General features: G+C 69.2%; 20 protein-coding genes. 11 read left to right on the top strand and 9 right to left on the bottom strand.

Annotated features, from left to right (window positions below):
- The first annotated feature begins 13 nt into the window (after positions 1 to 13).
- The 4 genes from ACIBK2_RS34455 to ACIBK2_RS34440 are packed head-to-tail and all read left to right on the top strand — an operon-like array spanning position 14 to position 5236.
- Complete coding sequence (locus ACIBK2_RS34455) at positions 14 to 1600, top strand: ABC transporter substrate-binding protein (RefSeq protein ID WP_396973510.1); 1587 nt, start codon at positions 14 to 16, stop codon at positions 1598 to 1600.
- Positions 1601 to 1605: 5 nt separating this feature from the next.
- The gene (locus tag ACIBK2_RS34450; protein ID WP_396973508.1) at positions 1606 to 2565 is read left to right on the top strand and encodes an ABC transporter permease; all 960 of its coding nucleotides are present in this window, start codon (positions 1606 to 1608) and stop codon (positions 2563 to 2565) included.
- Positions 2562 to 3431, top strand: coding sequence for an ABC transporter permease (locus tag ACIBK2_RS34445; protein WP_396973506.1), 870 nt, complete (start codon positions 2562 to 2564; stop codon positions 3429 to 3431). The genes ACIBK2_RS34450 and ACIBK2_RS34445 overlap by 4 nt, the downstream gene beginning before the upstream one ends.
- Complete coding sequence (locus tag ACIBK2_RS34440) at positions 3428 to 5236, top strand: dipeptide ABC transporter ATP-binding protein (protein WP_396973504.1); 1809 nt, start codon at positions 3428 to 3430, stop codon at positions 5234 to 5236. The genes ACIBK2_RS34445 and ACIBK2_RS34440 overlap by 4 nt, the downstream gene beginning before the upstream one ends.
- 70 nt (positions 5237 to 5306) lie before the next feature.
- Here the strand turns inward: ACIBK2_RS34440 and ACIBK2_RS34435 are convergent, their stop codons facing one another.
- The 6 genes from ACIBK2_RS34435 to ACIBK2_RS34410 all read right to left on the bottom strand — a co-directional run bounded on the left by ACIBK2_RS34435 (position 5307) and on the right by ACIBK2_RS34410 (position 10153).
- Positions 5307 to 5507: a hypothetical protein gene (locus tag ACIBK2_RS34435; protein WP_379285514.1), complete on the bottom strand. Its 201-nt coding sequence runs from the start codon at positions 5505 to 5507 to the stop codon at positions 5307 to 5309.
- A gap of 145 nt (positions 5508 to 5652) precedes the next feature.
- Positions 5653 to 6414 carry a methyltransferase domain-containing protein gene (locus tag ACIBK2_RS34430; RefSeq protein ID WP_396973501.1) on the bottom strand — a complete coding sequence of 254 codons (762 nt, stop codon included), beginning with the start codon at positions 6412 to 6414 and terminating at the stop codon, positions 5653 to 5655.
- A 44-nt stretch (positions 6415 to 6458) separates the two neighbouring features.
- Positions 6459 to 8192 carry an NTP transferase domain-containing protein gene (locus ACIBK2_RS34425; protein ID WP_396973499.1) on the bottom strand — a complete coding sequence of 578 codons (1734 nt, stop codon included), beginning with the start codon at positions 8190 to 8192 and terminating at the stop codon, positions 6459 to 6461.
- Positions 8193 to 8292: 100 nt separating this feature from the next.
- Positions 8293 to 9036, bottom strand: coding sequence for a VOC family protein (locus ACIBK2_RS34420; RefSeq protein ID WP_396973497.1), 744 nt, complete (start codon positions 9034 to 9036; stop codon positions 8293 to 8295).
- Positions 9037 to 9076: 40 nt separating this feature from the next.
- Complete coding sequence (locus tag ACIBK2_RS34415; protein ID WP_357380677.1) at positions 9077 to 9373, bottom strand: MGMT family protein; 297 nt, start codon at positions 9371 to 9373, stop codon at positions 9077 to 9079.
- A 3-nt stretch (positions 9374 to 9376) separates the two neighbouring features.
- Positions 9377 to 10153, bottom strand: coding sequence for an alpha/beta hydrolase (locus ACIBK2_RS34410; RefSeq protein WP_396973495.1), 777 nt, complete (start codon positions 10151 to 10153; stop codon positions 9377 to 9379).
- A gap of 113 nt (positions 10154 to 10266) precedes the next feature.
- Here ACIBK2_RS34410 and ACIBK2_RS34405 point away from each other — a divergent pair, with 113 nt between their 5' ends.
- Complete coding sequence (locus ACIBK2_RS34405) at positions 10267 to 14097, top strand: PD-(D/E)XK nuclease family protein (protein WP_396973493.1); 3831 nt, start codon at positions 10267 to 10269, stop codon at positions 14095 to 14097.
- A gap of 196 nt (positions 14098 to 14293) precedes the next feature.
- Positions 14294 to 18157, top strand: coding sequence for a UvrD-helicase domain-containing protein (locus ACIBK2_RS34400; RefSeq protein WP_396973492.1), 3864 nt, complete (start codon positions 14294 to 14296; stop codon positions 18155 to 18157).
- Here the strand turns inward: ACIBK2_RS34400 and ACIBK2_RS34395 are convergent.
- Positions 18114 to 18527: a hypothetical protein gene (locus tag ACIBK2_RS34395; protein WP_396973491.1), complete on the bottom strand. Its 414-nt coding sequence runs from the start codon at positions 18525 to 18527 to the stop codon at positions 18114 to 18116. The genes ACIBK2_RS34400 and ACIBK2_RS34395 overlap by 44 nt on opposite strands.
- 140 nt (positions 18528 to 18667) lie before the next feature.
- On the opposite strand from ACIBK2_RS34395, the gene ACIBK2_RS34390 reads away from it, so the two are divergent.
- Positions 18668 to 19723, top strand: a complete 1056-nt coding sequence (locus tag ACIBK2_RS34390; RefSeq protein ID WP_396973490.1) for a potassium channel family protein — start codon at positions 18668 to 18670, stop codon at positions 19721 to 19723.
- 45 nt (positions 19724 to 19768) lie between these two features.
- Positions 19769 to 20671: an NAD(+) diphosphatase gene (nudC, locus tag ACIBK2_RS34385; RefSeq protein ID WP_396973488.1), complete on the top strand. Its 903-nt coding sequence runs from the start codon at positions 19769 to 19771 to the stop codon at positions 20669 to 20671.
- Between the two features lie 60 nt (positions 20672 to 20731).
- Here nudC and ACIBK2_RS34380 read toward each other — a convergent pair whose 3' ends face one another.
- On the bottom strand, positions 20732 to 20962 hold the full coding sequence (locus tag ACIBK2_RS34380) for a mycoredoxin (RefSeq protein WP_379285741.1): 231 nt from the start codon (positions 20960 to 20962) through the stop codon (positions 20732 to 20734).
- Positions 20963 to 21083: 121 nt separating this feature from the next.
- On the opposite strand from ACIBK2_RS34380, the gene ACIBK2_RS34375 reads away from it, so the two are divergent.
- From ACIBK2_RS34375 to ACIBK2_RS34365, 3 genes are read left to right on the top strand one after another with little or no spacing between them, the layout of a single operon-like run.
- Positions 21084 to 21506, top strand: coding sequence for a hypothetical protein (locus tag ACIBK2_RS34375; protein ID WP_396973486.1), 423 nt, complete (start codon positions 21084 to 21086; stop codon positions 21504 to 21506).
- Positions 21503 to 21937 (top strand): EVE domain-containing protein, encoded by a 435-nt coding sequence (locus tag ACIBK2_RS34370; protein ID WP_396973484.1) that lies wholly within the window; start codon positions 21503 to 21505, stop codon positions 21935 to 21937. Before ACIBK2_RS34375 ends, ACIBK2_RS34370 begins: the two co-directional genes overlap by 4 nt.
- 9 nt (positions 21938 to 21946) lie before the next feature.
- Positions 21947 to 22399, top strand: a complete 453-nt coding sequence (locus ACIBK2_RS34365; RefSeq protein WP_396973482.1) for a MarR family winged helix-turn-helix transcriptional regulator — start codon at positions 21947 to 21949, stop codon at positions 22397 to 22399.
- On the opposite strand, the gene ACIBK2_RS34360 is transcribed toward ACIBK2_RS34365, so the two are convergent.
- Positions 22394 to 23653 carry a low temperature requirement protein A gene (locus tag ACIBK2_RS34360; protein WP_396973480.1) on the bottom strand — a complete coding sequence of 420 codons (1260 nt, stop codon included), beginning with the start codon at positions 23651 to 23653 and terminating at the stop codon, positions 22394 to 22396. The two genes, ACIBK2_RS34365 and ACIBK2_RS34360, sit on opposite strands and share 6 nt — an antisense overlap.
- Positions 23654 to 23693 lie beyond the last annotated feature (40 nt).

Below are 23693 nucleotides of genomic sequence, written 5' to 3'. Positions count from 1 at the left end.
GAGGATTTGTCAGATGAGCTCTTCCATCGGCGGGTTAGATCGCCGTAATTTTTTGCGTGGCACCGGCATTGCCGCGCTCGCGATCTTCGGCACCGGCGCACTCGCAGCCTGCACGTCGGCGGTGAGCGAGCAGAAGTCGGCCGGTGACAATGCCGCGCCGGTCCGCGGCGGCACCTTGAAGGTCGGCACGCCGGTGGACATCGTCCCCGGAAACTTGCTGACCAACACCGGCGCGACGCCCGCGGTGATCGGACTGGTCTACGAGACGCTGACCCGCTACCCGAACGACAAGCTGGAACCCGCACCGCGACTGGCGAAGTCGTGGAATCTCGCGCCCGACGGACTTTCGCTGGCCGTCGAACTGCGCGACGACGTCAAGTTCCACAGCGGCCGACCCTTCACCTCGAAGGACGTCGAGTTCTCGCTGCGCACCTACGCCGACCCCAAATGGTCGGCACAGCTGAAGAGCACAGCCGCGGCGATCACCACCTTCGACACCAGCGCGCCGCATCGCATCGTGCTGCAATTCGCCCATCCGCTCGGCAATATCTTCGACCTGCTCGACACCGCGCCGATCCTGGACAGCGAATCCATCGAGCAGCTCGCGACCGGCGACAAGTTCGTCGGCACCGGCCCGTTCAAGCTGACCCAGCGCATCCCGAACACCCAGCTGATCTTCGAGAAGAATGAGCAGTACTGGGTGCCCGAGCGCCCGTACCTGGACCGGGTCGAGGTCGCGATCATCCCGGACAGCCAGGCGCTGGTGAACTCGCTGAAGTCCGGTCAGATCGCGCTGGCCCACGACCTCAACTACCGCGACAACGAAAACCTCGCCAAGAACAGCGGATTCAAGACCATCGACTACGAGGGCGCCGAACTGCAGCTGTATGTCGGTGCGAACGTGCAGGATCCGGCCCTGGCCGACGTGCGCCTGCGGCAGGTCGTCGCGTACGCGATCGACCGCGAACGGATCATCGCCGAGGTGTTCCGCGGCTCGGGCTATCCGCTGAACCTGCCGTGGCCCAAGACCTCTCCCGCCTTCGACGGCAACCGCAACACCAAGTACGCCCGCGACCTCACCAAGGCCAAGCAGCTGCTCGCTCAGCTGCCCAAGCCGCCGAAGCTGCCGCTGACCTACGAAACCAGCACGCCCTATTACGAATCGGCCGCGCAGATCGTGCAGGCGAACCTCGCCGAGATCGGCGTCGAGGTCACCCTGGATCCGATCGATTCGGCCACCTTCATCAAAAGGCTTGTCGGCGCGCAGTTCCCGGGCCTGTGGATCACCGACCACTCGTGGGCGCAGTTCGTGCCGTCCACGCTGACCGTCAGCGCCTATCCGTTCAACGCGCGCAAGAACGCCTCGCACTACGAGTCGCCCGCCTATGTGACGGCGGCCGACGCCGCGTGGCAGGTCACTCAGGGCACCGGGCCGGAGGCGGTGCGCGCCTACCAAACCCTCAGCGAGCAGCTGCTGGACGGACTGTTCCTGATCGAGATCGGCGCCAGGTTCAAGCAGGTCGCCACCGCGAGCAAGGTGCACGGCCTGTCCTGGACCAAGCGCCGCGAGACCGTGCTCACCGACGCCTTCCTGGCCTGACGCCGATGATCCGATACCTGTTGCGGCGTTTACCCTCCGCCGTTCTGGTGCTGTTCGGTGCCTCCGTGCTGATCTTCCTGCTGCTGCGGCTGGTGCCCGGCGACCCGGCGACCACCCTGGCGGGTTCGGACGCCTCCCCGCAGACGATCGCGGCGATCCGGCATCAGCTCGGGCTGGATCGATCCATTCCGGCGCAGTACATGACGTGGCTCGGTGACCTGCTCACCTTCGATCTCGGCCGGTCCTACATCATCGGCGGCCAGATCGCCGATCTGGTCGGCCGCGGGCTGACCAACACCGTGGTGCTGACCGTGTCAGCGCTGGTACTCGCGGTGGTGGTGAGCCTCGTGGTCAGCGTGGCCTCGGTGGTGTGGCCGAGCCGCTGGCTGAATACCGTTGTCGCCGCGGCTAATACGGTGGCGATCGCACTACCGACGTTCGTGACCAGCGTGCTGCTCGTGCTGGTGTTCGCGGTAGCGCTGCCGGTGCTGCCCGCGGGCGGCGTGCCGCCGGACGGCTTCATCGCGCGCCCGGATATCGCCGTGCAGTACCTGCTGTTGCCGTCGATCTGCCTCGCGCTGCCGGTGGCGGCCGCGTTGACCCGCTTCCTCACCGAGTCGTTGCGCACCGAACTCGGCAAGCCGTACGTGCTCACGGCTCGGTCGCTGGGTATCTCGCACTGGCAGATCGTGACTCGCGGCGCGCTGCGCAACGCGCTGCCGACCATGTTGACGGCGTTGGGCATGCAGACCGGGCAGCTGCTCGGCGGTGCCGTGCTGGTGGAGGCGGCGTTCGCCTGGCCGGGTATCGGGCAGCTCATCGAGCAGGGCATCAGCCGTCGCGACTATCCCGTGGTGCAGGTGCTGTTGCTGCTGTCGGTCTCGGTGTTCGTGGCGATCCAGCTGCTCACCGATATCGCGCACGCGTACTTGGATCCGCGGATCCGGATCGGTGGTCGGTCATGACCGAAGTCGCGGTCGAACCCCTTGCGCTGGAAGCGGTTTCCGAGCGGCCGCCACATCCGCTGCTGCGTGCCTTCCGCACCGGCCAGGGGCTGACCGGCGTGTTGCTCGTCGGTGTGATCGCCGCGGCAGGCATTTTCGCCGGAGTACTCACCTCCTACGATCCGATCGCGCAGATTCCGGGCGCGAATCTGCTGGGGCCTAGCGGCGAACACTGGCTCGGCACCGATCATCTGAACCGCGATGTGCTCGCGCGGGTGCTGCACGGTATCCGGATCGACCTGCTCATCGTGTTCCTCGCCGTCCCGCTCGGCGCGCTGATCGGTGCGCTGGCCGGATTGCTGTCGAGCATGAACGCGATCGCGGATGTGCTGGCGCAGCGGGTATTCGACCTGATCCTCGCTTTCCCCGCGCTCATCTTCGCGATCGCGTTGACCGCGATCACCGGGCCGGGCGCGCACGCGGTGGCCGTGGTCATCATCGCGGCGGAGATCCCGATCTTCGGCAGACAGATCCGGACGTCGATCCTGCAGGTTCGCGAGCTGCCTTTCGTCGAGGCCTCCGAGGTCATCGGTGCGGGGCCGTGGTGGACGCTGCGAAAGCATGTGCTGCCCAACGCCGCCGAGCCGCTGGCCGTGCAGCTGGCGCTGTCCATGTCGGTGGCGGTGTTCCTGGAGGGCGCGATGAGCTTCATCGGCATCGGCGTGCGACCACCGGATCCCTCACTGGGATCACTGATTTCGGAATCCATCGGCAATCTGGACGCCAACCCGGCGATGGCGATCGGCCCGCTGGCCGTAGTCGCCGGGCTGACCCTCGGATTTCTGTTGATCGCCCAGGCTTTGGGCCGGGCCAGGAGGATCGGATGACCGGGGACGCGCTGCTCGAGATCCAGGATCTGGTGGTGCGCTTCGGATCACGCACTGTGATCGACGGAATCAGTTTCGCGGTGCGCCGTGGTGAAGTGGTCGCGCTGGTCGGGGAATCCGGTTCCGGCAAGTCGCTCACCGCCCGCGCCGTCCTCGGCCTGCTGCCCGACGGAGCGCGGCCTACCGGCTCTATCCGGTTGGGCGACAATGAGATCATCGATGCACCCGAGGCCGGACTCCGCGCCTTGCGCGGCACCCGCGCGGCCATGGTGTTCCAGGAACCGCAGACCGCGCTGAACCCGGTGCAGCGGGTCGGCACACAGATTGCGCAGGCGCTGCGGGCACACCGGCGGATCTCGAAGTCCGACGCACGCGCGCGGGCGGTGGAACTGCTTCGCCTGGTGGACATTCCGGAGCCGGAGTGCCGCGTCGACTGGTATCCGCACCAGCTCTCCGGCGGCCAGAAGCAGCGCGTGGTGATCGCGCTCGCGCTCTCCGGCGAACCGGATCTGCTGATCGCCGACGAGCCGACGACCGCGCTCGACGTGACGGTGCAGGCGGAGATCCTGGCGCTGCTGCGCACGTTGCAGCGCACCAACGGCACCGCGATCCTGTTCATCACGCACAACCTGGGTGTCGTCGCCGAGATCGCCGACCGGGTCGTCGTGCTGCGCGCCGGGCAGGTGGTCGAGCAGGGGGCGGTGTTCGACCTGTTCGCCGCGCCGCGCGAGGACTACACCAAGGCGCTGCTGGCCGCCGTACCTCGACTGCCAGTGACCTCGTCAGGGCCGCCCCCGCTGCCCACCAGTTCAGCCGGCCCAGCCGTGCGCCCGCTGGTCGATACCGCGCCTGCGACGGCTCAGCCGTCTACCGGTCCGGCTCCAGCCGTACGCCTGCCGGTCGACACCGCGCCCGCGACGGCTCAGCCGTCTATCGGTGCGGCTCCAGCCGTGGGCTCGCCGGCGGACGCTGAGCAGGCCACCCCCGTGCTGCGGGTCAGCGACCTCACCGTCGTCTACCGCGGTCGCGGAGGAGCGGGCGAGTTCCGCGCCCTGCACGACGTATCGCTGACCCTCGCGGCCCGCGAAGTGGTCGGCCTGGTCGGCGAATCCGGTTCCGGCAAGAGCACTCTCGGCCGCACCGCGCTCGGCCTCGTGCCCGCGCACGCGGGACAGGTCGAGCTGCAAGGGGTTTCGCTGCGCGGCCTCGCCGCCAAGGAATTGCGCGCCTTACGCAAGCACGTCGCACTGGTGCACCAGGACGTCGCCGCATCGCTTGACCCGCGCCGTTCCGTCGAGGACGCCATCGGTGAGCCGCTGCTGGTGCACCGCGTCGCGTCGGGTTCCTTGGTGCGCGCGAAGGTAGGCGATCTCCTCGAATCCGTCCGGCTGCCCAGGGATTACGCGTCGCGCCGCCCCGGTGAGCTGTCCGGTGGCCAACGGCAGCGGGTTGCTCTCGCTCGTGCGTTGGCGCTGGCGCCGCGCCTGCTCGTCGCGGACGAACCGACCAGCGCGCTGGATGTTTCGGTGCAGGCGCAGGTGTTGGATCTGTTCGCCGATCTGCGGGCCGAGTACGGCTTCGCCTGCCTGTTCATCAGCCACGATCTCGCGGTGGTGCATCAGGTGGCGGATCGGGTGGTGGTGCTGCGCGACGGCTCGGTGGTCGAAACCGGTCCGGTAGCAGAGGTTTTCGCGCATCCGACGGCGGAATACACGCGGCGCCTGCTCGACGCGGTGCCGACGCCCGATCCGTTGGTCGCGCGTGGCCGCGGCGATGGTTCGTTATTGGTGGCCGTCGGCGCGTAAGGCGCATCGGAACGACCACAACCGCAGCCGCCGGTTCCACAGTGAACCGGCGGCCCGCGGTGCGGATCAGTTAGTTGTGGCCCATCCTGCGCTGATCGTCATTGCGCCGGTCGTTGTCCGACTGGCGCTGGTTCGGCATGCGCTGGCCATCTGAATTCGCGCCTGGGCGGTTTGCGCCCTGGTTCTGGTTTTGATCCTGGCGCTGTTGCTGCTGCTGCCGATCCATCTGCCTCGGCGTTTTCTTAGGCGCGTTCTTAGACTTTTCAGCCATCTCCACTCGGTCCTTTCCGGGGATTGATATTCGCCTAACATCACTCACGATAGCGAGCCGCGAGCAATTCCGGAAGGGAAAGTGAAAATTGCCTGTCGCATCGGCGATCCGGGGAGTTTCCCCAGGTAGAAGCGATATTGGTGCGTTAAGGCTTGCGTGCTTCGATAAGAAATCGGGTCGAGTGGGCGACGAATGGACCATGTGCTTCGATCTCGTCGTGCATAGCCAGGAGCCGGTCGCGGTACCCGTCCACGGTGAAGTCGGGGACCATCCACGGCACCTTCCGCAGGAAGTACACGACCGCGCCGATATCGCCGAACTCGACGCGCAACCGTTCGTATCGGAGATCGACGATTTCGAGTCCGGCGGCAATCGCCGCGGCCCGATCGTCATCCGGATTGCGGCGCTTACGAATTTCCTCGGTTTGTGCGCCGATGAAATACTCGACGAGTTCGAAAACACTTGCATCGCCGACATGTTGCGCTAAATAAGTGCCGGATGGCCGAAGCACGCGCGCGATCTCGGACCACCACACGGTGACCGGATGCCGACTGCTCACCAGATCAAAGGCATTGTCGCCGAATGACAACGGCGGCTCATCCGGATCCGCGACCAACGCCACCCCCAGCGGATGCAGCAGTTGCGTCGCCTTCGCGATGTTCGGCGGCCACGACTCGGTCGCCACCATCAGCGGCGGCAGGTTCCCGGCTCCGGCGAGCACCTCGCCGCCGCCCGTCTGAATGTCCAGTGCCGCAGCGGCTTTGCCCAGCCGTTCACCCAGCACCCGCTGATACCCCCACGACGGCCGCTGCTCGCTGGCCCGCCCATCGAGCCACCCGAAATCCCAGCCGGCCACGGAGACCGCACCGGCCTCCGCCACCAGATCCTCGAAGCTGCGTCGTCCCATGCCCCGATTGTTGCCGAGTGGTTGCCGTCGAGGCAACAGGTTTCCTACCTGGGCAGCGGCAGGAACTCGACCGTCGCGCCGTCGGTGGCGTCGGCGGGGACGATGACCAGGCCGTCCCGGTCGACGAGGCCGCCGAGGTGGGCGGTGCGGATGTTCGGGTCGCCGAGCCAGCCACCCTGCGGGGCGAAGCGCGCGGGGACGATGCGGGCGACCGGTCCCGATATTTCCTCGGCATTGTGCAGCGGGCCGAGGAAGGGATGGCGAGTGGTGCCGCCGGTGCGGCCCTCGACGAGGGCGGGAGCCAGCGCCATCAGGGTGGCCACCGCGGCGAAGGGATTGCCTGGTAGGCCGAGAACCGTAGTGCCCGAAGCCAGTTCGGCGACGACCGTGGACCCACCAGGCCGTAGTCGTAGTCGCCGCACCAGGACTCGTGCCTCGGTGCGGTCCACCGCGGCGCGTAGCTGATCGGCCGCGCCACTGCCGGTCGCGCCGACGATCACCAGCAGGTCGCAGTCGAGCGGTGCGGTGAGCACCTCGTCGAAGCCGTTCGGGGTGTCGCGCAGATGCACCCGATCGGTGGTGCGAATCCCGTACCAGGAGAGCAGGTCCGGCAGGATCGGCCCGATCGAGTCGCGGGTCTGGCCGTTGTGCAGCGGACCCTCGCTGCGGATCTCGTCGCCGGTCATCACGATCCTGGCGCGGACCGGTCCGCGCACCGCCGCCGCGGTCACCTCGACGCTCGCGGCCGCGGAGATCAACGCGGCGGTGACCGGAGTTCCCTGCGGCGCAACGAGATCGCCGGGGTGCCGGTCTTCGCCCCGGCGGCGGACGTCGTCCCTGATCGGGGTGTCCGGTAGTCGATGCAGGCGGTCATCCGCTGCCACCCGGACGAATTCGTCGCGCACCACGCCGGTGGTGCCGTCCGGCACATGCGCGCCGGTGGCGATGCGTACCGCCTCGCCGGGCAGCAGCCCGACCGGGCGCTGACCGCCCGCGAACCCGATATCGCGGCGCAACCGCCACGGCCCGTCGCCCGCCACCGCGTATCCATCCATCGCGGAGACGTCGAAGCGGGGTAGCGGCCCGACGGCCGCCAAGGGGGCCGCGAGCGCCGCGCCGCGCACCGAGCGCAGGTCGGCTTCGTAGCTGACGAGCCGGGAAAGGTTGTCGCGCAGGATGTTCCGCGCCTCGTCCAGGGAAAGTGCGGGTGTGGCGACCGCGGCGCGGGCCTGCCGGACCTCCTCGTCGGTATCGCAGTCGGCGACACCGGGTAGCGCGATGATCGCCGAATCGGCGGGAATCAGCGCCTTCATCGGCTGATTGATCAGCGAATCCAATCCATCGAGCGCCGCCGCCAGCGCGGTCCGCCGCCACACCCCGATCAGATACTGCGGCCGCCCCGCCTCGTCCGCCGCGAACACCGCGTCGGCCCCGGATTCGCAGGTATATCTGATCAACTCGGTGATCGACCGGGCGGACAGGAACGGCAGATCGGCCGCGAGCACCACCACCAGCGGTGCCGCCGAGCCGAGTGAACGCAGCCCGGCACCGATCGCCGCCACCGGACCGGACCCGGGCGGCACCTCCCGCGTCTGCTTGATCTCCGGCGGCAGCTCGGGCCGGTGCGGTCCGACCACGACGGTGTGCGCGCACGAGGCGACGGCGGCCAGCGCGGCGTCGAGCATGGACCGACCACCGATGACGATCGCCGGTTTGTCGACACCGCCCATCCGGCTGGCCCGGCCACCCGCGAGCACGATCGCGTCGGCAGCGGTCACCGAGCGCGGCCTCGAGCTAGGTACACCATGGCGGACATGCTAATTCGTCGCCGCCGTGCGGCCGGGAGGCGGCCTCGAGGATTCGCTCCTTGCGGACTGCCTACACAGTCGAGCAGTCGCGCACGGGCCGGAGCAGGCAGAACTCGTTGGTCTCTGGATCGGCGAAGGTGAGGCTCGGCGCGGTCGACGGGTGCACACCGTCGATCTGTGTGGCACCGGCGGCGCGCAACCTGGCCACCTCGGCGTCCTGATCGTCGAACGAGGCCAGATTCAGATGCAGCAGGTTGCGGCCGGACTTCGCCTCGGGCGTGCGCACGAACTCCAGCCACGAGCCGAGCCCGGTCGCTGACCGCAGCCCGGCGACCTGCTCGCCGCCGTGCGCGACCGGCCAGCCGGCGGCGGTGGCCCAGAATTCGGCCAGCCGCAGCGGATCTCGCGTATCCAGCACGATCGCCGCGACCGCGCCGGTGTCCACATATTCCTCGCGCGGTTCGAGTACGCAGAATTCGTTGCCCTCGGGATCGGCGAGCACCACCCACGGCACCGTGCCCTGCCCGATGTCGACGCGACGGGCGCCCAGCGACAGCGCGCGATCCACCTGCAGGCGCTGATGGTCGATCGAACGGCTGGCCAGGTCGAGATGAATGCGGTTCTTGCCGTGCTTGGCCCGGACGGCGGGCAGGAAGGATAAGGCCAGGTCGGCACCGTCGGGATCGGGGGCCGCCACGTCTACTTGTTCCGGACGATCGATGGTCACGCCCCAACCGAGCAATTCGGCCCAGAAGTCCGCGATGAACCGCGGGCGGTCTGCATCGAACACGACACACGCCAGGCGGGTGGACATGATGCAACGGTAACCGTCGCGCGGCTCGCCCCGTGCACGTTTACGGAAACGGAAAACGCGCCGCCCGCAGGTTCACTCGTCCCTCGCGGATGGGCACGCCCTCGGTCGCGAGCAGCCGCAACTGCCGGTCCGCCAGATGCGCCGCGGGCTTGCCGCCCGCGCCGATCACTCGATGCCACGGCAGGTCGGCGGCATCGGTACGCATGATCCAGCCGACCGTGCGCGGCGTGGACAGCCCGGCGGCTGCGGCGATGTCGCCGTAGGTCGCCACCCGGCCGGGCGGGATCGACGCCACCAGGGCTCGAACCCGCTCGACCTGATCGTCGGTGGTGGCCATCGCTCAGAGCACCGAGCGGATCAGCGCGGCCGTCTCGGTGGGCAGGGCCTGCGGGATCATGTGGTCGCTGTCCCACTCGTGCACGGTGAGGCGGTCGCCGAGGTGCTCGGTGAGCGCGGCCAGGAACGCGGGCGTGACGAACGGCGGCTGTACCTTCAACGCCTGCACGAGCACCGTCGGCAGGTCCTGCGGCGGCAACACGAAGGGGCGGGCCAGCTGGCCCCAGTAGGACGTGATCGCGGGAAGGCTCATCCGCCAGGCGAATCGGCCCTGTGGCGTGGGCACCAGATGTTCGGTGAGCTCGGCCGCAAGAATGTCCGGTGCTACATCAGCCCAAGAGGAGGCGAGTTTGTCTTCGCGAGCCCGGGCGACCGATACGTAGTCGGGCTCGGCCAGCAGTGATTCGGCGATGTCGCCGACCAGATCGGGCTCGAGCGCGATGGCCGGATCCAGCAACACGAGCCGGCGGACCAGGTCCGGGCGGCGCCGCGCGAGATGCAACGCACTCGCGCCGCCGAACGAGTGCCCGACCACAGTCACCGGCTCCGCGGTCTCCGCGACGAGCAACTCGACCAGGTCATCGACGACGGCCTCGAAGGTCCACGGCGGCAGTGCGCTCGACCGTCCGTGTCCGCGCAGGTCAGGCGCGATGATCCGGACGTCGGGCAGATGGTTGGTGGCCAGGTGTTCCCAGCGTTTGCCGTGGCCGGTCACGCCGTGCAGGGCCAGCACGGCCGGTCCGGTCGCCGGGCCGAATCGATAGACATTCAGAGCAGACACCGGTCCATTCTGACCGGTGCCGCGAACACTCGTTGGGCGAGTCGCGCGAGGGGGCCGTCGGCGTGTCGGTCGTGTCTGTTGCAATAGCCCGCGTGGTGCGATCGGATAGCGCGGTGCGACTTGTTCGCCGGAACGTGGCGGCACCCAGGCCGCGCGCCTGGGGTGCCGACGTTCGCGCGCTGTTCGACGCCGCGGCCGCGGCCGGGCCGATGCGCCCGGGGTGGCGGCCCTGGCAGGTGCTCGGCGGACCAGGCACGGGCAAAACAGCGCTGCTCGTCGATCTCGCGGCCGACCGCATCGCGGCCGGCGACGATCCCGAATCCGTGCTGGTCCTTGCCCATTCGAAGCAGGCGGCGAGCGCGGCCCGCGATGCCATCACCGCCCGGTTGAGCTCACCCACTTCGTCGGAGTCGCCGCTCACCGGTCCCGACGCCGAGGGCGGAGTACCCGGCGCGACCAGGGAGCCGCTGGCCCGCACCCTCCATTCCTATGCTTTCTCGGTACTGCGCAGGCACGCGACCGCGCACGGCAACCCGCCGCCGCGTTTGCTGACCGGTGCCGAACAGGATGCGGTGCTGCGCGAAATGCTGCGCGGTGACCTGATCGACATCGCCGAAGGTGCGGACGGGCTGTGGCCGGAACGCCTGCAACCCGCGCTGGCGCTCGGCGGGTTCGCCGAACAGTTGCGCGATCTGATGCTGCGCGCCACCGAACGCGGGCTCGGGCCGGAGGATCTGGTGCGCCTCGGCCGCGAGCACGGCAAACCGGAGTGGGTGGCGGCGGGCAAGTTCGCGGTGCGCTACGAGCAGACGATGCTGTTGCGCTGGTCGGTGGGCGTCGAGGCGCCGGAGGCGACCGCACCCGCGCTGGACGCCGCTGAGCTGATCGGTGCCGCGCTGGACGCGCTGGCCGGCGACGCCGAACTGCTTGCCGCCGAGCGGGCGCGGATCCGGTACCTGCTGGTCGACGACGCGCAACATCTCGACCCGCAGGCCGCGATTCTGGTCAGGGCGATCGGGCACAGCGCGCACACCACCGTCGTCGCGGGCGATCCCGATCAGGGCATCTTCGCCTTCCGCGGCGCGGACGCGCGCTTCGTCGCCGATCTGGCCGCGCCGGACGGACAGCGCATCATCCTGCGGGACAACCATCGGGCCGGCGGGCCGGTGCGGCTGGCGGTCGCCAGGGTCGCAGCCAAGTTGCCCGGCAGTGCGCCGCAACGCTTTTCGCTGCCGAAGCGGGCCGAGCAACCGGCCGACGACGGCACCGAGGTGCGGGTGCGGGTGCTCGCCACTCCGGCGAAAGAGGCCGCGCTCATCGCCGATCACCTGCGGCGGGCGCACCTGACCGGTGGGGTGCCGTGGTCGCGGATGGCGGTGATCGTCCGGTCGGTGCCGCTGTCGTTGCCGCCGCTGCGCCGTGCGCTGCTCGCGGCGGGGGTGCCGGTGCAGCAGCCTGCGCTGGATACGCCGCTGGCTCGGCGGCGCGGTGCGGCCTGGATGCTGCTGTCGTTGCGGGCGGTGCTGGCAGGGGAGAAGGGCTCGGCGTTCGAGCCGGAGGACGCGTTGGATCTGCTCGCGGGTCCGCTCGGCGGCGCCGATCAGATCACGCTGCGGCGGTTGCGGCGCGGTGTGCGCCGCAGCGTGCTGGAGTCCGAGCGGAACCGGGCCAGGTCCGGGCGGGCGGCTCCGGAGAGCGAGTATTCCGAGCGGAGTGGCGAGCCGACTATCGAAAGCTCGGAGCGGAGTTCCGGCTTGCCTGAACCGAGTCCTGGCAGTCTCGAGCGGGACGCTGATGACGCCGATTGGTATGGCGTAGAGCCCGAATGGACTCCGGAAGACTCGGAATGGCGGGGCAGCGAGGCCGAACAAGGTAGTGAAGCCGACGAGGTCGAGCAGCGCGACGAGGCTGCCGAACGGCCCGTCAGCTCGCCCGATGCAAGCGCCGAAGGGACTGTCGGCGGGGCCGACGCGGGTGCTGAGAGCCCCCAACAGGGTGCGGTTGACTCCGGCCAGCCCGCCGAGAGTTCCGACGAGTCTGTCGAGCTGCGACACGGCATCGACCAATCCTCCGCAGAAGTCTTGCGGGATCTGCTGATCGGGGTCGGGGACTCGCGAATCCTGGATCGGCTGACCGATGTCGAGGCCGCGCCGCTGCGGCGAGTGCTCGACGCGTTGGAACGGGCCCGCAAGGCGCGTCGTCGCGGGGCCGGCCTGGAGGACGTGCTGTGGGCGCTGTGGACCGCCTCGCGCCTGGAACGCCGCTGGGTCGGGCAGTCCGAACGCGGCGGCGCCGTTGGCATGCAGGCCGACCGCGATCTCGATGCCGCCGTCGGGCTGTTCGACGCCGCCGCGGGCTATGTGGACCGGCTGCCCCGCGCGAGCATCGAAGGGTTCGTGGAATACCTGCTGCAGCAGGAGATTCCGAACGGCTCGATGCCGCGCACCGCGCCGAAGGAGGCCGTCGCGCTGCTCAGCGCGCACGCCGCCGCGGGCCGGGAGTGGGACGTGGTCGCGGTTGCCGCTGTGCAGGAAGGGATTTGGCCGAACCCGCGGTCGCGCGGCACGCTGCTGAACACCGAGGACCTGGTCGATCTGACCGCCGGTGTCATCGACGGTGGCGAACAGGTGAGCCGCGCGGCGCCGATCCTCGCCGAGGAACGCAGGCTGCTGCTGGTCGCATGCAGCAGGGCGCGGCGTTCTTTGCTGGTCACCGCGGTGGAATCGGTGTCGGGCGAACGGGATCTGGTGCCGTCGCGGTTCCTTGCCGAATTGCTCGGGCACGACGAGGACGGCGAGCCCGGGGCGCTGCCGATCGCCGACCCCGGTCGCGCCCTGGTGATGCATTCGCTGGTGGCCGAATTGCGTGGCGCTGTCTGCGATCCCGAGTCCGATCCGGACCGCAGGCAACGCGCCGCGCACCAGTTGGCCCGCTTGGCCAGCGCGGGCGTACCGGGCACCCATCCCGATGATTGGTATGGCACAGCCGAATTGAGCTCGCAGCGGACGCTGTGGGAGGAGGACGACAGCGCGGTGGGCCTGTCGCCATCCACCGTGGAGCTGCTGCGCACCTGCCCGCTGCGCTGGGCGCTGGAACGACACGGCGGCACCGACGGCGACAACCCGCACGCCGTCAAGGGCAACCTGGTGCACACGCTGGTCCAGGCGCTGGCCGGGCAGGTGCCGGAGGCGCAGGTGCGTGCCGCGCTCGACAAGGCCTGGCAGTCGGTCGATCCCGGGTCCGGCTGGCACTCCAGGCAGGAGCTGCGCCGCACCGAGACCATGCTGGAAACCTTCATGGCGTGGGTGCGCAACACCCGCGGCGAACTCACCCAGGCCGGGGTCGAGGTGCCGGTCGACTGCGTGCTGCCGCCGCGCACGGAAGACGAACGGCCCGTGCGGATTCGCGGCCGGGTGGACCGGCTGGAGCGGGATGCGCTCGGCCGCTTCGTGATCGTCGATGTGAAGACCGGGAAGTCGCCGGTCACCAAGCAGGCGGCGGTCGATCACGCGCAGCTGGCGACGTATCAGGTGGCGGCGGCGATGGGTGCGCTCGACGCGGCCACCGAGGAAGCGCGTGCCGAGGCGGGTGAATCGGATTCGGGTGAAGGCGAATCGGACGCTTGCGAACCGAGCTCGGCTGCTGGCGAATCGGACGCGGGCGAACAGGGTTCAGCCGCAGGCGAATCCGGTGCGCTGGGCGAGCCCGGCGGTGCCCGGCTGGTGTACGTCGCCAAGCCGAGCAGCAAGGAGGGCGCCACCCAGCGCATGCAACCGCCGCTCGACCCCGAAGCCCTCGGCAAGTGGCGCGACACCATCCACGACGCCGCCGCGGCCACCCAGGGCCCGAGCTACCTCGCCATGCGCAACGATGGCTGTCGCCACTGCCCGGTCGCAGGCAGCTGCCCGGTTCAGGACACCGGCAGGCAGGTGACCGACGAGTGAACGAAAAGCGCTTTCGTGTCCCGCTGCCGATCTGTGGCGCCGAATGTCTTTGCTGCACAGTCATTCCGGAGCGAGCGATCGATGCCGCTGCGCACGGTATCGGACGTCGAGGTGCGGTCCACCGCATCCGTCGCGCGCGCCCCGGCGGCCCGGTGCCCCCGGGATCGTCGGCGTGCGACGCCGATGAGGCACAGCCGTGACCGGCGGACGGGTCACGCCGCATCAACTGGCCGACGCACTCGGCTTGCCGCCACCCACCGACGAACAGGCGGCGGTGATCGCCGCGCCACCCGGCCCGACGCTGGTCGTCGCAGGCGCGGGGGCGGGCAAGACCGAGACGATGGCCGCCCGCGTGGTCTGGATGGTGGCCAATCGCCTGGTGCTGCCCGACGAGGTGCTCGGCCTGACCTTCACCCGAAAAGCCGCGCAGCAGTTGACCGCTCGCATCCGGACCCGGTTGGCCCGGTTGGCGGGCGCGCCGCTGCTGCGCGAGCTCGACCCGTCCGGTCAGCTGCGGGCGCAGCTGTCCGGCGCCGAGCCGGAGATCAGCACCTACCACTCGTACGCGGGCAGGCTGCTCACCGAACACGGCCTGCTGCTGCCGGTGGAACCCTCGGCGACGCTGCTCACCCAGACCCAGCTCTGGCAGCTCGCACACCAGGTGGTGCGCACCTGGGACGGCGATCTGGACACCGATCGCACCCCGGTCTCGGTCACCGAGGCGATCCTCGCCCTGTCCGGACAACTCGCCGAGCATCTGGTCGAGCCGGAACAGCTGGCCGAGGCACACACCGACCTGGAAAAGCTGGTGCACACCCTGCCGCCCGGCCCACGCCAGCGCGGCGGGCCGAGCCAGGCCCTGCTCAGCATCCTCCAGGTCCAGCGCGAACGCATCGCCCTGCTGCCGCTGGTCCAGCAGCTGGCCGACGCGTTACGCCGTCGCGGGGCCTTGGATTTCGGCGCGCAGATGTCCCTTGCTGCCCGCCTCGCCGCAGAGCACCCCGAGGTCGCCGCCTCTGAACGCACCCGCTTCCGGCTCGTCCTGCTCGACGAGTACCAGGACACCGGGCATGCCCAACGAGTCCTGCTGGCAGCACTTTTCGGTGGTGCGCCGGAGGCCGATCCGACGCCTGCCGATTCGACATCAGCTGACGCGCAGGGCGGGCCGCGTGCGCAGGAGCCGAGGTACGTCAACCGGCCGATGAACGAGGAGTCCGAGCGACAATCGGGCAGAAAGCGCAGTGCCGCCAAGCCCGCGAATACGGCTGGGCAGGAAGCCGCACCGCGTCGCGACCAACGGCTGGCCGTCACGGCGGTCGGCGATCCGATGCAATCGATCTACGGCTGGCGCGGTGCCTCTGCCGCGAACCTGCCGCGCTTCGCCACCGACTTCCCCATGGCCCCCGGCGTTCCCGCGCCGACCCTGCCGCTGCTGACCAGCTGGCGCAATCCACCCGAGGCGTTGGCGCTGGCGAACCTGGTCGCGGACCCGTTGCGCCGCAAGGCCATCGAGGGTGGCGGCGTGACTGTCGACGCGTTGCGTGCGAAACCCGATGCGGGGCAGGGCGTGGTGGCCTTCGCACTGACCGACACCATTGCCGAGGAACGCGATTGGATCGCCGAGCGGATCGCCGAGGAGTGGGCGGTCCGTCGCGCCGCGGGGGAGCCACCGCCTACCTCGGCGGTGCTGGTGCGGCGCAACGCCGATGCGTCACCGCTCGCGGAAGCACTACGTGCGCAAGGGCTGCCGGTGGAGATCGTCGGGCTCGGTGGTCTGCTCGCCACCCCCGAGGTCGCCGATATCGTCGCCACGCTGCGCCTGATCGCCGAACCCGGCTCCGGCAGTGCGGCGATGCGCGTACTCACCGGCGCGCGCTGGCGCATCGGCGTCGCCGATATCGCGGCGCTGGCCCGCCGCGCGCGCACCCTGTCGATCAGCCGCTTCTCCAGCGGTGACGCGCCGGAGATCACCGACGGGAGCACGTTGGCCGCGGCATTGCGTGAGGTGGCGCCGGAACCCGCCGAACAGGCGGGCCTGGCCGACGCGATCGCCGATCCTGGTCCGCGCGAACAATATTCGGAGTCCGGTTTCGTCCGCATCGAGGCATTGAGCAGGGAGCTCGGCGCGCTACGTGAACGCAGCGGCCAGTTGCTGACCGAGCTGGTCGCCGATGTGGAGCGCACCATCGGCGTCGGCGTGGAGACGCAGGCCCGTCGGGCTATGTCGGGCACGGGTGCCGGTCGCGAGCACCTGGATGCCTTCGCCGAAGTGGTCGCCGGGTACGCCGCCGACTCCGGTGCGGCGCTGAGCGGGCTGCTGTCCTTCCTCACCGCCGCCGAATCAGTCGAAAACGGCTTGGAGCCAGGCGAAGTCGAGGTCGCCAAAGATCGGGTGCAGGTGCTGACCGTGCACGCGGCGAAGGGCCTCGAGTGGGAGATCGTCTCGGTACCGCACGTGGTGCGGGGTGTCTTCCCGTCCGGCACAGCGTCGGGCACCTGGCTCGGCGCCCTCGCCGAACTCCCGACCAAGCTGCGTGGCGACCGTCAACAGGACGACGCCGCCGAGGGCGTGCCCGTCCTCGACCTGGCCGACCTGTACGACCGCGCCGACCTCGAACGCGCCATCAAGTCACACAAGGAAGCGCTGGAGCGCCGCCGCATCGACGAAGAGCGCCGCCTCTTCTACGTCGCACTCACCAGAACCGAACGCGTGCTGCTCGTTTCGTCGCACCACTGGGCCGAAACCGGAACCTCGCCCAAGGGGCCGTCCGACTTCCTGCTCGAACTGAAGCACGCCAGCGAGTCTGCCGACAGCTCCGCCAACGGTGTCGTCGATATCGCCCGCTGGGACGACCCACCGGAGCACGACGCGGTGAACCCGTTCACCGACAACCCCGCCACCGCCGAATGGCCACGCGACCCGCTCGGCAACCGCCGCGACCCGATCGAACAGGGTGCCGCCCTGGTCCGCGCCGCCTTGGCCGAACTCCGCAGCAAGCCCGCCGCACCTCGCGACACCGCGAAGGTCGCCGAAAAGCCCGACGTCGGCTCGGCGCTCGAAGCAGAACAAGCCCCCGAGGGCCTCTTCGACGAAACCACCTTCGCCACCGACGAATTCAGCGAGCCCTACCCCTTCGAGCCGCCGGACGACATCGATGCCTTGCCGCCGGATCCCATGGACGCGCCAGTCCACGCTCCCGAAGAGCCCCCGCACCTCAGCGATATCCCACCCGACCCCATGCACGATCACCTCTCCGACGAGGACATCGCCTTCGCCGCAGCGGAATTCATCGACGACTACCCCCTCGGCCCGACACCGGACCCCGACGACCCCGACGGCTGGGCCGCCGACGTCGACGCCCTACTCGCCGAATTCGAATCCGAGCAGGCGGCCGCCGAGGAGGTCGAACTTCCCGGCCAGATCGCCGCGACCGCCCTGGTGGAAATGCGTGCCGACCCGACGAAACTCGCTGCGCGCCTGCGCCGCCCGCTCCCGTTCCCGCCGAGCCCGCTGGCCCGCCGCGGCACCGCGTTCCACGCCTGGGTGCAGCGCTGGTTCGGTTCGACCCGCCTGCTCGGCCTCGACGAACTCCCCGGCGCGGCCGACAGCGCCGCCGCCGACGCGGGCGTGGACGACGAGCTGACCGCGATGCAGGACGCGTTCCTGAACTCCTCGTGGGCCAACCGCAGCCCCATCGACGTGGAGGTCCCGTTCGAAACCTCGCTGGCGGGCACCGTGATTCGCGGTCGGATGGACGCGGTGTTCGCCGAACCGGGCGGCGGCTGGATCGTGGTGGACTGGAAGACCGGCGCCGAGCCGACCCCCGCCGAGGAACCCGCGGTCGCCATGCAGCTAGCCGTCTATCGGCTGGCCTGGGCCAGGCTGATGGCGTCCAGGACGGGCCGACCCGAGCAGGAGATGCTCGAACGCATCAGTGCCGCTTTCCATTACGTGCGCACCGGTCGCACCATCGCCCCGGCCGAGCTGGCCGGGGCAGCCGAACTGGCCGAGCTGATCAGGAATTCCGCGCCGACCGGCTCACCTTCAACGACTGGGTGATCAGCGGGATCTGCAGCGGCAGCCGCAGCACCGCGCCGGCCTTGAACAGCTGCGACGCCTTCTTGTTGCCGAGCACGTCGGCGGCCATCTGCACGTTCGCAGGCAGGACCGCGACGAACAACAGTGCGGCCAGCCGCCCGCCGAGGCTGCGGGTCCGCGGGATCGCCAGCGCGGCGGCAATGCCGAACTCGGCGACGCCCGAGACATACGTGTAGGTGCGCGCCTTGCCGGGCAGCGACCGGGGCACGGTCGAGTCGTAGGGCTTCGGTATGACGAAATGCAGCACCCCCGAGGAGAACAGCAAGGTGGCGAGGGCCAATGCGGGCCGTCGTCCGGAGTTGCGGACGGGTGTGTGCGCGTTATCTGCCATGAGGGCACCTTTACATCTATTAGGTGTTCGCGTCGAGACCGGGTGGTATCGCGGGCAGCAGGTAGGCTCCCGTGCTGTGCTGGCGGGACAAACAATGCCGGAGACATCCGACACGAGGTATATCAGGGCGGGTGCGTCCGGTGTTCGGTGATCGAGCGCGCACGCTCGGGCTGTCGAATCGCCCGCATTTCGCCTTAGTGGGCGTGCTGCGCATTCCGGAAGTTCAGACCAGCCCGTGGATTTCACTGTCGCGCCGGGTGTTTTTCGCGGTCGGGCTGCTGTTCGCCGCGGCCTTGGTGGTCTACATCGGCCGCGACGGTTATCACGACAACGCGGGCGATCCGCTCGGCTTCCTCGACGCGCTCTATTACGCGACGGTGTCGCTGTCCACCACCGGTTACGGCGATATCGCCCCGGTGACGGCCGAGGCGCGGCTGGTCAACATCGTCATCATCACCCCGCTGCGCATCCTCTTCCTCATTGTTCTCGTCGGAACCACCCTCGGCGTGCTGACGGAACGGTCCCGGCAGGCTTTCAAGATTCAGCGATGGAGGCACAGCGTGCGTAATCACACCGTGGTCGTCGGATACGGCACGAAGGGCCGGACCGCGATCGACGCCATGCTCGGCGACAACGTGCAGCCCGCCGACATCGTGGTGGTCGACACCGATGTCGTCGCACTGGACGCGGCCGCCAACGCTGGCCTGGTGACGGTGCACGGTTCGGCGACCCAGTCCGACGTGCAGCGGCTGGCCGGTGTGCAGAACGCGTCCTCGGTGGTGGTCGCCACCAACCGGGACGACACCGCGGTGCTGGTCACCCTCACCGCCCGCGAGCTCACCAAGAGCGCCAAGATCGTGGTCTCGATCCGCGAGGCGGAGAACACCCACCTGGTCCGCCAGTCCGGCGCCGACTCGGTGGTGGTGTCCTCGGAAACGGCGGGCCGGCTGCTCGGCATCGCGACGACCACGCCCTCGGTGGTCGAGATGATGGAAGACCTGCTCACCCCGGAGGAGGGGTTCGCGATCGCCGAGCGCGAGGTCGAGTCCGCGGAAATCGGTGGCTCGCCACGGCATCTGGGCGACATCGTGCTCGGCGTGGTGCGCGGCGGCGTGCTGGCCAGGGTCGGCGAGCCGGAGGTCGACTCGCTCGAGGCGGGCGACAAGCTGCTCTACATCCGCCGCGCGGCCAAGTAAGGCCGCGCGAGGGGCGCCGGCGGCCCGGCGCGATAGTCTCGGTGGGTGCCGGTCTTTCAGCTCAATGGTGTTCCGAAGCTGTCCCGTTCTGTGCTCGATCGCGCCGAGGAGACGCGGGCCGACGCGCAGGCTCTCCAGGAGGGGTGGCGCGACGCCAAGCTGCTGCGGGTCAACGCCCGCGGCCAGGTCAAATACGAAGACGGCGCGTTGATCCTGGACAAGGCGATCGATCTGTCGCCCGAGCCGAGCCCCGAGGCGGTGTTCCTCGGCATCGACGGCGGTGCCCACCTGTGGGCCGTGCGCGATCGTGAGCTGCAGGGCTCGCTGACCGACCTGCGCGGCATGTCGAACACGGTCGACGATCTCACCGCCAGCGTGCTCTCCACCGCGGCCGCCCTGCTGAACTGGCACGACAAGGCCGGATTCAACAGCGCCGACGGCACGGTGACCACGCCGAGCAAGGCCGGTTGGTCGCGGGTGACCGAGGGCGGTTACGAGGAGTTCCCGCGGATCGATCCCGCGGTCATCTGCCTGATCCACGACGGCGGCGACCGGGTGCTGCTCGCGCGGCAGCACAGCTGGCCGGAGACGCTGTTCTCGCTGCTCGCCGGGTTCGTCGAGGCGGGCGAGTCGCTGGAGCGCTGCGTCGAGCGGGAGATCAAGGAAGAGGTCGGCGTCGACGTCCGTGACATCAACTACCTGGGCAGCCAGCCGTGGCCGTTCCCTCGGTCGTTGATGCTCGGGTTCGCCGCGGTCGGTGATCCGGAGCAGCCGCTGGTCTTCTCCGACGGTGAGATCGCCGAGGCGCACTGGTTTACCCGCGCGGAGGTGCGCGAGGCGTTGAACGCGGGCGACTGGTCGGCGCAGGGCACGGGCGCGCGGCTGTTGCTGCCGGGTTCGATCTCCATCGCCCGGACCATCATGGAGTCTTGGGCCGAGCTCGACTGAGCACAAGCGAAAACAGCGCGGGCCGAGGTGGCCCGCGCGTATTTCAGAACTGTGTAGTGATCAGGCCAGTGCGGCGAGCGCCTGCTTGACGGCCACCAGCGTCGGATTGGTCGCGGTGGAGCCGTCGGCGAACTTCACGGTCGGCACCACGTGGTTGCCGCCGTTGACGCTCCCGACGAACTCGGCCGATGCCGGATCGTCTTCGATGTCGATCTCGATATAGCTGATACCGGACTCGTCCAGCTGCTTCTTCAGCCTGCGGCAGTAGCCGCACCAGGTGGTCGAGTACATCGTCAGGTCGGGCGTTGCTTCAGTCACGGAGTGTGCAACGCCGTTCAGGTCGCGGGTGTTCCAGTCAAGTCTTTTTCCGTTGCCCCTTGCGCTGCTTTTAGTAAGCGCGCATACTAATCACATGACGATCATCGCCACCGCGCAAGCCAGCTCGACCGCACCAGCCGCCGCCTTCTTCGCTAAATGGGCGGACATGGCCACCTGGCCGGAATGGAACAACGACACCGAATGGGTTCGCCTCGACGGCCCGTTCGTCCAAGGCGCGACCGGGACGCTGAAGCCGAAGGGTGGACCGAAGGTGCCGTTCGTCGTCGAGCGGCTCAGCGACACCGAATTCGTCGACGTCTCCAAGCTCATCGGCGCCCGGCTGACCTTCGACCACCAGATCACGGTGGCCGACGGCCGCACCACGATCAGCGTCACCGTCTCGATCGACGGCCCGCTGCGCTGGCTGTGGACCAAGGTGATGGGCGGCGACCTGGCCAAGTCGGTCCGGCCCGACCTCGACGCACTCATCGCCGTCGCCGAGGGGGTGCGGGCATGACCAGGTATTGGTTGGGCGTCGTGTCCAAGGAGCACGTGCTGCGCGGCGTCGAACTCGGCTTTGCGCAGGCCAATCACGGCAAGCGCACGCCCGTCGAACGCATGCAGCCCGGCGACACGCTCATCTACTACTCGCCGCGTGAGGGCATCCGCTCGGGCGCGCAGATCCGCGCGTTCACCGCGATCGGCACCATCGACGACCGCCCCGTCTGGCAGGCCGACCCGGTCGATCTGCCGGACGGGAGTTGCTTCGAGCCGTGGCGCCGGTCGGTCAGCTATCGGACCGACGCGAAGGAGACGGCGATCGACGAGCTGCGCGACGAGCTCGATCTGACCAGCTCACCGAACTGGGGAATGGTTTTGCGGCGCGGCCTGATAGAACTCACCGCACACGATCATGCGGTGATCGCGAAGGCGATGACCGGCGAGTGAGGGAGGCCGATGAGCAATGAGGGGCTACGCACCGAGTTCGAGCAGGCCGACGAGAGTCCCGGCTTGTTGCTCTGGCAGGTGACCAACCGGTGGCAGGCGGCACAGCGCGCGGCGCTCGCGCCGTTCGATCTCACCCACGTGCAATTCGTACTGCTCGCCTCGCTCACCTACCTCGCGGCGGCCGGCGATCCGGTGATGCAACGCGACCTCGCCGCGCACGCCGCCACCGACCCGATGATGACCTCCCAGGTGGTGCGGGCGCTCGAGCAGAAGGGGCTGGTCGAGCGCCGCGACCACCCGAGTGATCGGCGGGCGAAGTCGCTGGTGCCCACCGAAGCCGGTGCGGCGCTGGCGAATCGGGCGGTGGTCGTGGTGGAGGCCTGCGATCGCGAGTTCTTCGGCCCGCTCGGCGCGCGGATCGGGCAGTTCGCCACCGACCTGCGCAACCTGCGGCGACTATAGGACCTCGTCGATCCCGAGGCCATGATGCGGCTTCCGGCGTTGCCGATCGGGACCGGATCCGGCGCCCCACTGACCGGCGGCGTGCGTCTGGCACAGCAGGGCCCAGATGCACAGGGCCACAACGCCGTACACGAGCCCGAGGGCGCCGATGTACGGGCCGGCGGCGCCGAGCACCACCGCGAGCACCGCGCACGGCAACGGCCAGGACAGTAGCCAGCGCCACCCCGCCTCGCTGCGTGCGCCACCGATTCCGGTGATCACGAAATACGCTGCGGCCCCGCCACCGAGGGACCAGCCGATGCCGGTGGACACGTGTGCGTCCGCGTGTTCGACGGCGAGGCCGAGACCGGCGGTGATGGTGGCGATCGAGGCGGTGATCCAGCAGTGCATCGCCATCACGTACTGCCTCGGTATCGAGCCGCCCGGGCTGTCGCCGGTCATCAGGCGCGGCACGAAGCCGAACATCAGGGTCAGCGCCCACAGGCTCGCCAGCACCACGAACGCGCCGAAGCCGAGGGCGAGCACCTTCGGGTGCCACACCACGCCGCCCACCGCGGTGATCACCACGATGACGCCCTCGCCGAGCACGATGATCACGTATAGCCCGAGCCGCTCGCCGAGATGCACCGAATCGGCGTGCAGCGCCTTGACTTTCGGCGGCTCGACGTCCTTGAACCGGCTCGAGTCGCGGATCCGGCGGTCGATCGCTTCCTGCGCGCCCACCATCCACTTGTCGCCGCTCACCGCGAACATCAGCCACAGATCGATGACCAGGCCGAGCGTCCACAGGTAGTACTTCCAGGGTTCAGGCACCCAGAGCGAGGCGATCCACGGCAGCACGCCGACCGACAGTTGGGCGATCGGCCAATCGACCACCAGCCTGCCGCGACCCCAGACCTGCGCGGCGACGAGTCGCACGAGCACGTAGACCGCGGCGAACGTGGTCGCGTGCCGATCCGGAATCCCGGCCACCGCCGCGGCCATCACGCCGAGGCCGAGCATCGCCCCGAGCATCAGATAGATCCTGGTGTGGTCGCGAGCGATGTTGCCGTACAGCATTATGCACGCCCAGACCGTCCAAAAGGCCAGGTAGAGCAGGATATACAGGGCGAAGTCACCGAGCGAGGGGCCGCGGTGCAGCAGATGGGTGAGCTGGCCGATGCCTGCCACCGCGACGAGGTCGAAGAACAACTCCATCCAGGTCGCGTGCCGGTCGGCGGGTCGAGCGTCGGTTGACGGCGTGTCGTGTGCCACGAGGCGACAGTATTGCGCGCGCGGCGAGAGTTGTCGGCGG

It is taken from the genome of Nocardia sp. NPDC050175 (genome assembly GCF_044459885.1).
In the GTDB taxonomy this organism is placed as follows: domain Bacteria; phylum Actinomycetota; class Actinomycetes; order Mycobacteriales; family Mycobacteriaceae; genus Nocardia.
The sequence above is the reverse complement of the archived record's forward strand: the minus strand, read 5'-3'. Positions and strand labels throughout refer to the sequence as shown.

Bases quoted from the DNA above. Each gene is read 5' to 3' on its own strand.
- ACIBK2_RS34415 (WP_357380677.1), bottom strand. From the start codon at position 9,373: ATGGCCACCACCGACGATCAGGTCGAGCGGGTTCGAGCCCTGGTGGCG.
- ACIBK2_RS34370 (WP_396973484.1), top strand. From the start codon at position 21,503: ATGACCAGGTATTGGTTGGGCGTCGTGTCCAAGGAGCACGTGCTGCGC.
- ACIBK2_RS34450 (WP_396973508.1), top strand. From the start codon at position 1,606: ATGATCCGATACCTGTTGCGGCGTTTACCCTCCGCCGTTCTGGTGCTG.
- ACIBK2_RS34375 (WP_396973486.1), top strand. From the start codon at position 21,084: ATGACGATCATCGCCACCGCGCAAGCCAGCTCGACCGCACCAGCCGCC.
- ACIBK2_RS34455 (WP_396973510.1), top strand. From the start codon at position 14: ATGAGCTCTTCCATCGGCGGGTTAGATCGCCGTAATTTTTTGCGTGGC.
- ACIBK2_RS34380 (WP_379285741.1), bottom strand. From the start codon at position 20,962: ATGTACTCGACCACCTGGTGCGGCTACTGCCGCAGGCTGAAGAAGCAG.
- ACIBK2_RS34395 (WP_396973491.1), bottom strand. From the start codon at position 18,527: ATGGCAGATAACGCGCACACACCCGTCCGCAACTCCGGACGACGGCCC.
- ACIBK2_RS34365 (WP_396973482.1), top strand. From the start codon at position 21,947: ATGAGCAATGAGGGGCTACGCACCGAGTTCGAGCAGGCCGACGAGAGT.
- ACIBK2_RS34435 (WP_379285514.1), bottom strand. From the start codon at position 5,507: ATGGCTGAAAAGTCTAAGAACGCGCCTAAGAAAACGCCGAGGCAGATG.
- ACIBK2_RS34445 (WP_396973506.1), top strand. From the start codon at position 2,562: ATGACCGAAGTCGCGGTCGAACCCCTTGCGCTGGAAGCGGTTTCCGAG.
- ACIBK2_RS34430 (WP_396973501.1), bottom strand. From the start codon at position 6,414: ATGGGACGACGCAGCTTCGAGGATCTGGTGGCGGAGGCCGGTGCGGTC.
- ACIBK2_RS34440 (WP_396973504.1), top strand. From the start codon at position 3,428: ATGACCGGGGACGCGCTGCTCGAGATCCAGGATCTGGTGGTGCGCTTC.
- ACIBK2_RS34420 (WP_396973497.1), bottom strand. From the start codon at position 9,036: ATGTCCACCCGCCTGGCGTGTGTCGTGTTCGATGCAGACCGCCCGCGG.